Consider the following 12,777-nt stretch of genomic DNA (forward strand, 5'->3'; position numbering starts at 1 on the left):
CCCGTCACACCTCCGCCTTCGTCCGCTTCAAGCCCGCGATGCCCGCCGTGCGGGCGCGTTCGACCACCGGGCCGATCACCTCGACCAGCTCGTCCACCTCGGCCCGCGTGGAGGTGTGGCCCAGGGAGAACCGCAGCGACCCGCGCGCCGCCACCGGGTCCACGCCCATGGCCAGCAGCACGTGGCTGGGCTCGGCCACCCCGGCCGTGCACGCCGAACCGGTCGAGCACTCGATGCCCCTGGCGTCGAGCAGCATCAGCAGGCTGTCGCCCTCGCAGCCGGGGAAGGTCAGGTGCGCGTTGCCCGGCAGCCGGTGCACCGGGTCGCCGTTCACCGCCACGTCCGGCACCACGCCGCGGACCCGCTCGACCAGCTCGTCGCGCAGCGCGGCCAGCTCGGCCGCCGCGCGCTCCCGGTGGTCCACCGCGTGCCGCACCGCCGCCGCGAAACCGGCGATCGCCGGCACGTCCAGCGTGCCCGAGCGCACCTCGCGCTCCTGGCCGCCGCCGTGCAGCAGGGGCGTGGTGGCGACGTCGCGGCCGAGCAGCAGCGCGCCCACGCCGTACGGGCCGCCGATCTTGTGGCCGGTGAGCGTGAGCGCCGAGGCCCCGGAGGCGGTGAAGTCGACCGGCACCGCGCCCAGCGCCTGCACCGCGTCGGTGTGGAACGGCACCGAGCGCCCCGCCGCCAGCGCCGCCAGCTCCTCGACCGGGTTGATCGTGCCGACCTCGTTGTTCGCCCACATCACGGTGACCAGGGCGACGTCGTCGTCCAGCGCGTCGGCCAGCGCCTCGGGGCGGACGCGGCCCAGCCCGTCGGGCTCCAGCCAGGTCACCTCGGCGCCCTCGTGGTCGACCAGCCACTGCACCGCGTCCAGCACGGCGTGGTGCTCCACGGAGGAGGCCACCACCCGCTTGCGGCCGGCCGCGCGGCGGGACCAGTAGACGCCCTTGACGGCGAGGTTGTCGCTCTCCGTGCCGCCGCTGGTGAAGATCACCTCGGACGGGCGGGCGCCCAGGGCGTCGGCGACGTCCTCGCGGGCCTCCTCGACCGCGCGCCGCGCCCGCCGCCCGGAGGTGTGCAGCGACGAGGCGTTGCCCGTGGTGGACAGCGCCCGCGTCATCGCCTCGATCGCCTCGGGGAGCACGGGGGTCGTGGCGGCGTGGTCGAAGTAGGCCATCAGTCGTCCAGGGTAGCCGGGCGCAGCCGTCCCGCGAGCACCGCACCGAGCACCGCCAGCCCCGCCATCAGCAGGTCGAACGGCACCACCGCGGCCGTCGGGGCGGTGGCGGAGGCGACGGCGGTGACCAGCACGCCGCCCAGGCCGACCAGCAGCGCCGAGCCCAGCATGTCGCTGATCTGCAGGGCCGAGGAGTTGAAACCCCGGTCCACGTCGGAGGACGCGGCCAGCGTCAGCACGCTCAGGCTCGACATGGCCACCCCCATGCCGGCCCCGCCGACCGCCCACAGCAGCGGCGTGGCCCACGCCGGACCCCACGGGGGTGCGATGAGCGTCACCCCGCAGATGCCCGCGGCGCTGAGCGCGAACCCCCAGCGGACGAACTTCTCGCGCGGCACGTCCGGCTTGCGCGACTGCCACCAGGCGGCCGCGGACCAGCCGAGCGCGCTGAGCGTGAGCGGGATGCCCGCCGCGATGGCCGAGTAGCCGTGCACGGCGGTCAGGGTCAGCGGGATGAACGCCTCGACCGCGAAGAACGACCCGGCGAGCAGGCCGCGGGCCAGGATCGTCATCGGCAGGCCGGGCCGGGCGGTGAGCGTGCCCTTGGGCAGCAGCACCCGCAGGGCGGGCGCCAGCACCACCAGGCCGACCGCGCCGACCAGCAGGTTCAGCCCGCGCGGGTGCTGCGCGGCCCAGCTCAGCGCGGCCACCCCGACCCCGGCGCCCAGCGCGGCCGCCGGCAGCCCGCGGCGGGTGTTGCGGTCGGGGGTGTGCGGGGGCAGCTCCCGCAGCACCGGCACCAGCAGCAGCACCCCGACCAGCACGAACGGCGCCAGGCCCAGGAACACCCAGCGCCAGCTCAGCACCTCGGTCAGCCACCCGGCCAGCGCCGGGCCGACCAGCGAGGGCACCACCCAGGCGGAGGCGAGCAGGCCGAACACGGCCGGCCGGTCCCGCTCGGGGTAGACCAGGGCGATCAGCACGTAGATGGCGACGACCTGGGCCCCGCCGCCCAGGCCCTGGAGCACGCGCCCGGCCAGCAGCAGCCCCATGTCCCGCGCGGCGCCGGCCACGAGCAGGCCGACCAGGAACAGCGCGGGGCCGACCAGCAGGGACGGGCGGGGGCCGCGCAGGTCGCTCAACCGGCCGGACAGCACGGTCGCCACCACGCTGGCGGCCAGGAACGCCAGGAACGGCCAGGCGTAGAGGTCGTTGCCGCCGAGGTCGGCGACCATCCGCGGCATGGCGGTGGAGACGCCCATGTTCTCGAACGCGAGCAGGGTGACCAGCAGCACCACGCCGACCGTGGGACCCCTCCGTTCGGCGGTCCAGAGGTTGCTCTTGCCGGTGGGGGTCCCCGTCGTCTTCACCGCCCAATGGTTCAACCTCCACCCCGGTGGAGGTCAAGCCGGGCCGTCGCGCGGAGGCGTCGCGAGCTGCGGGAAGCGGGAACACGCCAGGTGGTGGCGAATTCGACGAGCCTGTGGGACGCACCCTCCGGCGGTACCCAGGTCGGTACGTGGGGGACGTGGCAGTGCTCCTACTGGACTGCGATCGAGGGGTCCGACCGCTACCGGACCACGACCTCCAGCGGCGCGACCGTGTGGGTCACCGCGGACCCGGCACACAGCGTTCCCGGCTGTTCCCAGAGCCAGTCGGCGGACGACCGGGCCGCACGGTCGGTGACCGTGCGGGCTCGGGATCGGGAACCAGGCGGCGGTGCCCGCCCTCGTCTGTCCGGTCAGGCCGCGGTCCGCCCGTCGCAGAACACCGCGTCGAGCAGCCCCGGCAGCACCTGCGCGGAGCCGGTCGCCGGGTGCAGGACGGTGACGCCGCAGGCCAGGTCCTGCACGAACACCCCGAGGCCGTAGCGGAAGGCGCCGCTCTTCGGTTGCGGGGTGCGCATCCCGGCCGGCAGGAGCCTGCCGCCGTGCAGCGCGGAGGAGTACGTGCGCAGGTCCTCGGTGGTGGAGATGACGTCGCCGGCGGCGAACAGCAGCGAGGGGTTCTGGCGGGTGACGTCGACCACCTTCCACCCGCCGCCGTCCTGGTAGCGGTAGTAGCCGTGGGAGTGCGGGCCGGGCAGCCCCGACCAGGCGCCCGGCAGCACGGTGCCCCGCAGGCCCAGCGGCTCGAAGACGCGGCGCCGCACCTCGTCGGCGTACGGGCGGCCGGTGACCGCCTCGACGAGCAGCCCGGCCACCGTGTAGTTGGTGTTGGAGTAGCTCCAGCCCGTCCCCGGCTCGAACCGCGCCGGCTTCGCCAGGGCCACCCGCACCAGCTCGTCGGGCCGGTAGGTGCGGAACCGGTTGTCCACCCAGTCCTTCCCGGTGGCGGGGATGCCGGGCGCAATCGTGCCGTCGGGGTGGTACTCGCCGGTGTAGTTGAACAGCCCGCTGGTGTGGCCCGGCAGCATCCGCGTCGTGATGCGGCGGTCCAGGCCGAACCGACCCTCGGCCACCAGTTGCAGCACCACGGTCGCGGTGAAGCTCTTGGTGACGCTGCCCGCCCGGAACCGCCCGTCGGTCGGTGGCGGCCGGCGGCGCGGCGGTCATGGCGACAACGATCGCCCGGTGCCCTGACACGCTCCCCGCCGTCGGTCGGGAACTCCTCGACCTCGCGGGCCGGACGGTCCCGTTGCCCATATCGTCGGTTCGTGGCACATCGTGAACTCCACCGGGACCGCACCCGGGCCGAGTCGTTCGGTTCGGTCGCCCGGCGGTACGACCGCTACCGCCCCGGCTACCCGGCGGCGCTGGTCGACGACCTGGTGGCGGTCGGCCCGACGCGGGTGCTCGACGTCGGGTGCGGCACCGGCAAGGTGGCCGCGGCCCTGGTCGGGCGGGGGCTGCCGGTACTGGGGGTCGAGGTGGACGGGCGCATGGCGGAGGTCGCCGGGGTCTGGCGCCCGCGGCCCCGTCCCCTGCCCGACCCGGTGGCGGGCAGTGCCGCGTTCTCCCCGGCGGTGCGCCGGGTGTACCGGTGGGAGCGCACCCTGACCGCGGACGAGTGGACGGGGTTGGCGTCGACGGTGAGCGACCACCTGCGCCTGGGGCCCGAACGGCTCGCCGGGCTGCTGCGGGAGTTGCGCGTGGTGGTCGGGTCGCTGGGCGGCGGGGTGCGCGCCCGGTGCGAGACCACCGCCCTGCTCGCCCGGCGAACCGACCGGTGATCAGCCGGACCTGGTGGCGCGCAACGAGTACAGCATCGGCAGCCGCGGGTGGCCCGGTGGGAAGCGGTACTCGCCCGTGCCGGTCCGCTCCAGCACGGGGTAGCGCCGGAACAGCGTGGTCTCGCGCTCGCGCAGGAAGTCGACGCGCAGCCCCGCCCCGGCCAGGGCGGTGACCACGTCGCCCAGCCCGTGCTGCCACTGCACCGAGCGCGTGCGGGTCAGCTCCGGGCCGTCGGTGTAGGTGTGCGGGTGGTCGTAGGTCTCGCCGTCGGCGCGGAAGTAGTCGTCCTGGAGCGTGCGGCCGTCGTCGCCGAGCAGGTCGGCCAGCGGGTGGAACTCGACCAGGTAGAGGAAGCCGCCGTCGACCAGCGAGTCGGCCACCACCCGCGCCCACCGCACCAGGTCCGGCAGCCACACCAGGGCGCCGACACCGGTGTAGACGACGTCGAAGCGCTCGCCGGCCAGGGCCTCGCGGGCGGCGTGGACGTCCGACACGACGAACCGGGCGCGGTCGGCCAGGCCGGTGTCCTCGGCCAGCGACCGCGCGGTGCCCACGGCCGGGGCGGAGAAGTCCAGGCCCGTGACGCGCGCGCCGCGCCGGGCCCACGACAGCGTGTCCTGGCCCATGTGGCACTGGAGGTGGAGCAGGGTGCGGCCGGTGACGTCGCCGACCTCGGCCGGCTCGAACGGGCGCAGCGTGCAGGCGCCCGCGCGGAAGCCCGCCAGGTCGTAGAAGTCGCTGGCCGCGTGGACGCGCGTGCGGTCGTCCCAGTTGTCGCGGTTGACCTTGAGCCAGTCCACCGGGCGAAGGTATCCGGCACCCGCACCACCCCGCAGTCGCTTTTCCCGCGCGAGTCGAACCTCCAGGACCCTCGTGTCGAACGCTCGGGACCCCCGAGTTCCACATTCGCGACCCCCGGGTTCGACCGCGAACGTCGAACTCGGGGGTGCTGGAGGTTCGACACGACGGGTCCGGGGGTTCGACTCGCGCGGGTCAGGCGGGGAGGGGGTGCGGGAGGGGGAGGGGGGTGGCGGTGAGGGTGACGCGCTCGGACTCGGCCTGGACCAGGGCGGCCAGCTCGCGGCGGGTGGCGGCGCGGCCCGGGGCGACCTCGTCCAGCACGTGCACCTCGACGGTCAGGTCGCGGGCGCGCAGGACCCGCCGCACGGAGTCCAGCAGGGTGTCGGAGCCGACGAACGCCGGGCGCGTCGTGCCGGTGCCGCCCTGGAGGTAGCGCAGCACCACCGGCCGCACGGGCACGCCGGCGTCCAGCGCGGCCTGGAACAGCGCCGGCCGGTAGCGGCCCGACGCCGTGCCGCACCACGTGGTGCCCTCGGCGTGGATGCCCACCGCCGCGCCCCCGCGCAGCGCGGCGGCCAGCTCGGCGACCGTGCCGGGCAGCAGCGACAGCCGCTCGCGGTCCAGGTAGACCGTGCGCGCGGCGGTGATCAGGCGGCCCAGCACGGGCCAGTCGCGGATGTCCCGCTTGGCCACCAGCCGGATCGGCTGCACGGCGTCGATGGCCAGCTCGTCCAGCCACGACACGTGGTTGGACACCACCAGCACGCCGCGGCCCGGGTTGGCCTGGAACACCGGCCCGACCACCCGCAGCCGCACCCCGAACGCGCCCAGCAGCACCCGGAACCACCCGCGCAGCAACGCCTCGCGGAACCGGCCGCGGGTCAGCAGCGCCACCGCCGCCACCGGCGCACCGCACAGCAGCGCGGTCAGCGCCGAGACCGCCCGCCACGCCGCCCGCCACGCGCCCACCGACGGCGTCGACCGGTCCACGCACCCGTCACCGCACGGCGAGACGGGCATCCACGGGTGCGCGCTCACGCCGCCTCCCCCAGGAAGAACCGCAGGTACCGCTGGTCGACCCGGTCCATGCCCAGCAGCACCGGCAGGTCGGCCACGCCGAAGTCGCGGTCCAGCGCCGGCCGCCCGCACACCCACGCGCCCAGCCGCAGGTAGCCCTTGAGCAGCGGCGGCAGCACGGTCCGCGCGGGCCGCTCGACCGCGTCGACGTCCCACGGGGTCAGCGGCACCACCCGGTACTCGTCGGGCGCGTGGTGCTTGTCGCGCACGACGTCCCACACGCCGGCCGCGAACGACCCGCCGTCGTGCAGCGGCACCGAGGCGCAGCCGATCAGCCACGAGTGGCCGGACAGCAGCATGTAGCGGGCGATGCCGGCCCACACCAGCGACACCACGGCCCCGTTGCGGTGGTCGGGGTGCACGCAGGAGCGCCCGGTCTCCACCAGCGACGGCCGCAGCGCGTCGAGCCGGGACAGGTCGAACTCGGTGTCGGAGTACAGCCCGCCGGCCTCCGCCGCGCCCGACGGCGGCAGCATCCGGTAGGTGCCGACGATCTCGCCGGTGCGGTCGTCGCGCACCACGAGGTGGTCGCAGAACGGGTCGAAGCGGTCCACGTCGTGGCCCGGCACGGACGTGTGCAGGGTGGCGCCCATCTCCTGCGCGAAGACCTGGTGACGCAGGCGTTGGGCGGCCACGACCTCCTCGCCGTCACGCGCGACCAGCAGGGAGTAGCGCGGCGCGTCGGAAGCGGCGTCACCGGTGCTGACAAGCAGTTGGGGCTGCGTCATGGCTCTGGTGTACCGACCGCACGGCGACCGGGAGCAGGTCGTTCCGATGACGCGTCAGTGAGGGCTCGGTTAAGGCGAGGTGCGGGCTGAGAGCGGGAGGAGGGCCGCCCCGTGTAGACAGGACGGCCCTCCTCCAGACGCGGGTGTCAGCCCTTGCGCTTGCCCACCTCTTCGGTGAGCTGGGGCGCGACGTTGAACAGGTCGCCGACCACGCCGAAGTCGGCGATCTCGAAGATCGGCGCCTCCGGGTCCTTGTTGACCGCGATGATGGTCTTCGACGTCTGCATGCCCGCCCGGTGCTGGATGGCGCCGGAGATGCCCAGTGCGATGTAGAGCTGCGGCGAGACCGTCTTGCCGGTCTGTCCGACCTGGAACTGGTGCGGGTAGTAGCCGGAGTCGACCGCGGCGCGCGAGGCGCCCACCGCGGCGCCGAGGCTGTCGGCCAGCTTCTCGACGACGTCGAACTTCTCCGCGCTGCCGACGCCGCGGCCGCCGGACACGACCACCGACGCCTCGGTCAGCTCCGGCCGGTCGCCGCCGACGACCGGCTCGCGGCCGGTGACGCGGGTGACCTTCGCCGGGTCGGCGGCGGGCAGCTCCACGGTCTCCTCGACCGCCTCGGCGGGTGCCTCCTCGGCCTCCACGCCGCCGGGCCGCACCGCGATGACCGGCGTGCCGTTGCTGACCTTCGACTTGACCACGTAGGCGCCACCGAAGACCGACTGGGTGGCGACGCCCTCGCCGTCGAGGTCGACGGCGTCGTAGAGCAGGCCGGAGCCCAGCCGCACGGCCAGCCGGCCGGCGACCTCCTTGCCCTCCAGCGTCGCCGAGACCAGCACGGCGGCCGGGGAGGCGGTGCCCGCGATGGTCGCCAGCGCGTCCACCTTCGGGGTCACCAGGAGGTTCGTGGCGTCCTCGGACTCCACGGCGTAGACCTTGGTCGCGCCGTAGCGGCCCAGGGACTCCCTCACCTTGCCCGCGGTGCCGGGCGATCCGACCACCACCGCGGCCGGGTCGCCGAGACGGCGCGCGGCGGATAGAAGCTCAAAGGTGACCTTCTTGACCTCGCCGTCGACGTGGTCGACGAGGACCAGTACTTCAGACATTCGCTTCCTCGCCTTCAGATGAGCTTCTGGCCGACCAGGTACTCGGCGATCTTGGCGCCGCCGTCACCGGAGTCCTCGACGCGCTGGCCGGCGCTGCGCGGCGGCTTCGGGGCCGCCTCCAGCACCTGCGTCCAGGCCGCGCCCAGGCCCACTTCGCCCGCGTCCAGGCCGAGGTCGGCGACGGTGAGCGTGCTCACGGGCTTCTTCTTGGCCGCCATGATGCCCTTGAAGGACGGGTACCGCGGCTCGTTGATCTTCTCGGTCACGCTGACCACGGCGGGCAGGCTCGCCTCCAGGTGCGCCACGCCCTCGTCGGTCTCGCGCTCGGCCTTGACCGTGCCGCCCTCGACGGTGAGCTTGCGGACCTGGGTGACCTGCGGCAGGCCCAGCAGCTCGGCCAGGATGGCGGGCACGGCGCCCGCGCGGCCGTCGGTGGCCTCGTTGCCCGCGATGACGAGGTCGAAGCCCTCGACCGTGCCGATGGCCTTGGCCAGCACCTTGGCGGTGGTGAGCACGTCGGAGCCGTGCAGCGCCTCGTCGGAGACGTGGACGGCCTTGTCGGCGCCCATCGACAGCGCCTTGCGGATGGCGTCGGTCGCGCGGTCGGGACCCATCGCGATGACGGTCACCTCGCCGCCGTGCGCCTCCTGGAGCAGGAGCGCCTCCTCGACGGCGCGCTCGTTGATCTCGTCCAGCACGGCGTCCGCGGAGTCGCGGTCGAGGGTGTGGTCGGTGTCGGTGAGCTTGCGCTCGGACCAGGTGTCTGGCACCTGCTTGACCAGGACGACGATGTTCATGGGTCCTCTTCGACCTCCTGCGGACGGGCGGCGACGCGCCGGGGCGACTGTTCGAAGCCTGCTTGGTCGCCGTCTCACTTCGGTGACCCGTGACCCTGCCATGTCATCGCCGCGTTGGCATGGTGGTGTCTGCCACCCGGATGTTACCCACCGGTAGCCGGGGTGCAAACCAGAGCAAGCACCCCGTTCGCGTGATGATGCTCACTGGCGGGTTTGACGGCATTCGCGTGACGTCGCGGTTGCCCTTCCGGACGTTACAGCCCCTCCCCCCGCTGGGCTAAGTTCGGCCGCATGTTCCGGCGAGTAGCGATTGTCACGGACTCCACCGCGTGCCTGCCGCCGCAGTTGACCGAGAAGCTCGGCATCACCGTGGCGCAGATCCAGGTCCGCATCGGCGAGTGGGTGGACGACGAGATCCGCATCCCGGTGCCCCGGCTCGTGGACGCCCTGCGCGGGCAGGTCGACGTGACCACCTCGCCGCCCGACCCCGGCGCGTTCTTCTGGGCCTACTCCGACGCGGTGGCCGCCGGCGTGGACGCGGTCGTGTCCCTGCACGTGTCGACCGGGCTGTCGGAGACCGTGGAGGCGGCGCGGCAGGCGGCCACCCAGGTGCGCGTGCCGGTCCACGTGGTGGACACCCAGACCTGCGGGATGAGCCTGGGCTACGCGGTCGTGTCCGCGGCCACCGTGGCCGCCGCGGGCGGTGACGTGGACCAGGTGCTCTCCGCCGCCGCGCACACCGCGCACCGCAGCACCGAGCTGATCTACGTGGACACGCTGGAGTACCTGAAGCGGGGCGGGAAGATCGGGCGGGCTACCGCGCTGCTGGGCTCGGCGCTGTCGATGAAGCCGCTGCTGACCGTGACCGACGGGCAGATCGCGCCGCTGGACCGGGCGCTCGGCGCGGAGCGCGCGGTGCGCAAGCTGGTCGACATCGCGGTGCGGCGGGCGGGCGCCGCGGAGGTCGACATCGCGGTGGAGCACTTCGACGCGGTCGAGCGGGCGCAGACGGTGATGGAGTCGCTGCGCGAGAAGCTGCCCCGCGTGCGCCGGTTCCTGCTCACCCAGGTCAGCTCGGCGATCGGCGCGCACGTCGGGCCGGGCGCGCTGGGTGTGACCGTTTCGCCGGTTTAGAGGTTTTCGGAACTCCCGGTCGCGTTTGGCCGTTGGACGGACAGGGAAGCACGACTGCAAGGAGGTGGGTCATGGCTTCGCTGTTCAACAAGATCGCGGCGTTCGCCCGCAGCCCTCAGGGGCGGCGGTTGGTCGACCAGGCCAAGTACATGGCGCGCGACCCGCGCAACCGCGCCAAGGCGCAGGAGCTGATGCGGAAGTTCCGCAAGCGCTGAAGTTCGGCGGGCGCCGAGCCGGCCGAAGGGCTGGGCCCCGGGAGGCCGGAGCCGCCGAGGGCTGAGCCGCCAAGGGGTCGAACCCGCTAGGAGTTGGACTTCCGGCGGGCGTCCTCGAACGTGCGCAGGTAGCGCAGCCGGAACTCGGTCGCGTCCGGCAGCGGGAACGGCCGGGTCGGCGGCTCCGCCGCCGGCTCCCGGTCGGTCGACGGCTGTTCCGCGGCGGGTGCCGGCGCCCCCGGTCCGGGATCGGGCCCGGGGTGCGCCGGCACTTCCACGAGCACGGGTTCGGGCACGGCGGGTTCGGTGCGGACGGGCTCGGGCGCCGCGGGTTCGGTGCCGGCGGGCTCAGGCAGGGTAGGTCCGGTCCGGTCGGATTCGGCCTGCTCGGCCTGGTCCGCCTCGGCCTGGTCCGGTTCGGGCAGGGCGGGCACCACGTGCATCCGGCGCACCCGGTCCAGCACCACCGGTTCCTCGACCTCCACGTCGGGCACCAGCGCCAGCACGGGCCGGGTCGGCTTCCGCTCGGGCGGCACGGTCGGCAGGCCGATCACCGGGTTGCGGTGGATCGGCCTGCTCACGTAGTCCTCCGGTGGCCAGCGCAGCTCCCGCGGCTCCCGCCCCGCCGCCGGTCCCGGCGCGGGCCCGACCTCGGGTTCGGGCGGTTCACGCCGGAGCATGACCGCCGTGAGCACGCACCCCGCGGCGAACGACAGGGCGCACGCCCCGATCACGAACGCGACCGCACCGGACATCAGCGACCCCTACCCGACGAGCACGTCGACTTGCGGCCCGCCGTCGGACGGCGGGCCCCACACCGGGTCGACCACGACCCGGGTGGTGGTGGCTTCGGCCGGCACGCCCCTCCCGACCAGGAACTCCGGCACGGGCCGCGCCCGCCGCCGGGCGAGCAGGTCGCCCACGCCGAGCCGCACGGCCTCGCCGCCGTTGCCGCGGAACGGCCCGAGCACGTCGCGGCGCGGCGGCCCGGGGGTGGGCGGCCGTGGCGTCGCGACGGGCCGCACGGTGGGGCGCACCGGCTGCTCCGTCGGCCGCGCCGGGCCGGGGCTGGGCGGCGGTGGGAACGGCAGCGCCCCGGCCGGCCCCTCGCCGCAGAGGGCCAGCCCGAGCGCGACGATCCCGGCGGGCACCACGAGCAGCCCCGCCGGCAGCGGCAGGACCGGCGGCCTCCCGCGCACCATCAAGCCCCCACCCGGCGACCAGTGCCGGGCTCGCCCGCGCCGACCTGGCCGGGCCCGTGACCGTCGACCGCGCGACCGTCCACAGCACGGTCGTCGACCGCGCGACCGTCGAGCCCGTGCCCATCGACCGCGCGACCGTCCGCAGCACGGCCCTGCGCGTGCCGTCCGTCGGCCACCTGGCCGGCGCCCGCGTCGGCCTGCCGCGCGGTCGTCTGCTCCGGGATCAGGCTCGGCACGCGGCCCGCCGCCGCCTCCAGCGCGTCGCGCGAGGCGGCCAGCTGGTCGGCCACCGCGCCGCGCAGCTCCTCCAGCTCCTCGGTGCGCTGCCGGACCTCCTCCAGCCGCCGGTGCGCCTCCCGGGCGGCCAGCTTGACCAGGAACGACGCCCGCGTCCTGGCCAGCTCCTCCTGCTCGGCGAAGTGCTGCTCGGCCTCGTGGCGCCGCCGGTTCATGCTCAGCTCGAAGAAGTTCTGCACCTTGGCGCGCCGGGCGTCCGACTCGGCCTCCAGCCGGTCGCACCGCTCGGCGGTCTCGCGCAGCAGCCGGTCCGCGTCCTGCTGCGCCCGCGCCACGGCGGCCTCGCACTCGGCGTCGACCTCCTCGGCGCGCGCCCTCAGGTGCGCCTCGACCTCGGCGCGGCGGCGCTCCAGGGCGACCTCGCGCTGGTCCAGCTCGGCGGCCCGCCGGTTGGCGGCCTCGCGCTGCTCGCGGACCTCGGCGTCGGCGGTGGCGCGCATGGCCTCGATCCGGGCCTCCACCTCGCGCACCCGCTCGGCCAGCTCCACCTCGGCCCGCTGGCGCCGGGCCTCCACCTCGCGCTCGGCGGTCAGCCGCAGCTCGTTGGCCTCGTCCTCGGCCAGCAGCAGCATCCGGTGCATGCGCTCGGTGGCGCCCGCGGTGGTGCCCGGCGACTTCTCCAGCCGCTCGACGCGGGTGCGCGCCTCCTCCAGGTCGCGCCTGGTCATCTCCAGCAGCTTGCGCAGGTCGGCCGCCTGGGCCAGGGCCTCCTCGCGGTCGGCGCTGGTGTACCTCAGCTGCTCCTCCAGCTGTTCCAGGTGCTCGATCACCTGCTTGCGGTGGAATCCTCGGTAGACGACGTCGAAACCCGCGTGCAGCGGAACGATCTCCGGTTCTTTCGCACCCATGGCGGCCCCACTCGTTTGTGAAGATTGGCCGAGGGTACCGAGGACGCGGCACCCCCTCCAGCGCTTGACCGGTCGGGGCTACCCCGCCCGAGCAGCCCCGATGCGCGCCGGATCAGGACAAACACCATCGTGGGAGATCAACACGATATGGGCCCTAGTCACTCGATGGTGTTGTTTCCGGGACAAAGGAACGCCGCACAAGAATGCCCAAAGCCGCCA

13 protein-coding genes and 1 pseudogene are annotated in these 12,777 nt (G+C 74.5%); 3 read left to right on the forward strand and 11 right to left on the reverse strand.

Annotated features, from left to right (window positions below; genetic code table 11):
* Positions 1-4: 4 nt before the first annotated feature.
* The 3 genes and pseudogenes from EKG83_RS40595 to EKG83_RS40605 all read right to left on the reverse strand — a co-directional run.
* On the reverse strand, positions 5-1,180 hold the full coding sequence (locus EKG83_RS40595) for a cysteine desulfurase family protein (protein ID WP_033431557.1): 1,176 nt from the start codon (positions 1,178-1,180) through the stop codon (positions 5-7).
* Complete coding sequence (locus tag EKG83_RS40600) at positions 1,180-2,550, reverse strand: MFS transporter (RefSeq protein ID WP_033431558.1); 1,371 nt, start codon at positions 2,548-2,550, stop codon at positions 1,180-1,182. The genes EKG83_RS40595 and EKG83_RS40600 overlap by 1 nt, the downstream gene beginning before the upstream one ends.
* Before the next feature lie 449 nt (positions 2,551-2,999).
* Positions 3,000-3,713 (reverse strand): annotated as a pseudogene (locus tag EKG83_RS40605) (serine hydrolase domain-containing protein); the annotation flags it as partial.
* Between the two features lie 123 nt (positions 3,714-3,836).
* On the opposite strand from EKG83_RS40605, the gene EKG83_RS40610 reads away from it, so the two are divergent.
* The gene (locus EKG83_RS40610) at positions 3,837-4,352 is read left to right on the forward strand and encodes a class I SAM-dependent methyltransferase (protein WP_033431559.1); all 516 of its coding nucleotides are present in this window, start codon (positions 3,837-3,839) and stop codon (positions 4,350-4,352) included.
* On the opposite strand, the gene EKG83_RS40615 is transcribed toward EKG83_RS40610, so the two are convergent.
* From EKG83_RS40615 to EKG83_RS40635, 5 genes are all read right to left on the reverse strand, one after another.
* Positions 4,353-5,153: a class I SAM-dependent methyltransferase gene (locus EKG83_RS40615; RefSeq protein WP_033431560.1), complete on the reverse strand. Its 801-nt coding sequence runs from the start codon at positions 5,151-5,153 to the stop codon at positions 4,353-4,355.
* 193 nt (positions 5,154-5,346) lie between these two features.
* Positions 5,347-6,192, reverse strand: coding sequence for a lysophospholipid acyltransferase family protein (locus tag EKG83_RS40620; protein ID WP_228122393.1), 846 nt, complete (start codon positions 6,190-6,192; stop codon positions 5,347-5,349).
* Positions 6,189-6,959: a GNAT family N-acetyltransferase gene (locus tag EKG83_RS40625; protein ID WP_033431561.1), complete on the reverse strand. Its 771-nt coding sequence runs from the start codon at positions 6,957-6,959 to the stop codon at positions 6,189-6,191. The genes EKG83_RS40620 and EKG83_RS40625 overlap by 4 nt, the downstream gene beginning before the upstream one ends.
* Before the next feature lie 146 nt (positions 6,960-7,105).
* Positions 7,106-8,065 carry an electron transfer flavoprotein subunit alpha/FixB family protein gene (locus EKG83_RS40630; RefSeq protein ID WP_033431562.1) on the reverse strand — a complete coding sequence of 320 codons (960 nt, stop codon included), beginning with the start codon at positions 8,063-8,065 and terminating at the stop codon, positions 7,106-7,108.
* 14 nt (positions 8,066-8,079) lie between these two features.
* Entirely contained in the window at positions 8,080-8,862 is a 783-nt protein-coding gene (locus tag EKG83_RS40635; RefSeq protein WP_033431563.1) for an electron transfer flavoprotein subunit beta/FixA family protein, read from the reverse strand.
* A 291-nt stretch (positions 8,863-9,153) separates the two neighbouring features.
* On the opposite strand from EKG83_RS40635, the gene EKG83_RS40640 reads away from it, so the two are divergent.
* A complete protein-coding gene (locus tag EKG83_RS40640) occupies positions 9,154-9,996 on the forward strand; it encodes a DegV family protein (protein WP_033431564.1) in 843 nt (280 codons plus the stop codon).
* Positions 9,997-10,067: 71 nt separating this feature from the next.
* Complete coding sequence (locus EKG83_RS47285; RefSeq protein ID WP_170191851.1) at positions 10,068-10,211, forward strand: hypothetical protein; 144 nt, start codon at positions 10,068-10,070, stop codon at positions 10,209-10,211.
* 86 nt (positions 10,212-10,297) lie between these two features.
* Here the strand turns inward: EKG83_RS47285 and EKG83_RS40645 are convergent, their stop codons facing one another.
* From EKG83_RS40645 to EKG83_RS40655, 3 genes are read right to left on the reverse strand one after another with little or no spacing between them, the layout of a single operon-like run.
* Entirely contained in the window at positions 10,298-10,966 is a 669-nt protein-coding gene (locus EKG83_RS40645; RefSeq protein ID WP_033431565.1) for a hypothetical protein, read from the reverse strand.
* Between the two features lie 9 nt (positions 10,967-10,975).
* Positions 10,976-11,413: a hypothetical protein gene (locus EKG83_RS40650; RefSeq protein ID WP_033431566.1), complete on the reverse strand. Its 438-nt coding sequence runs from the start codon at positions 11,411-11,413 to the stop codon at positions 10,976-10,978.
* Positions 11,413-12,558, reverse strand: coding sequence for a coiled-coil domain-containing protein (locus tag EKG83_RS40655; RefSeq protein ID WP_033431567.1), 1,146 nt, complete (start codon positions 12,556-12,558; stop codon positions 11,413-11,415). Before EKG83_RS40655 ends, EKG83_RS40650 begins: the two co-directional genes overlap by 1 nt.
* Between the last annotated feature and the right edge of the window lie 219 nt (positions 12,559-12,777).

The organism is Saccharothrix syringae, from assembly GCF_009498035.1.
In the GTDB taxonomy this organism is placed as follows: domain Bacteria; phylum Actinomycetota; class Actinomycetes; order Mycobacteriales; family Pseudonocardiaceae; genus Actinosynnema; species Actinosynnema syringae.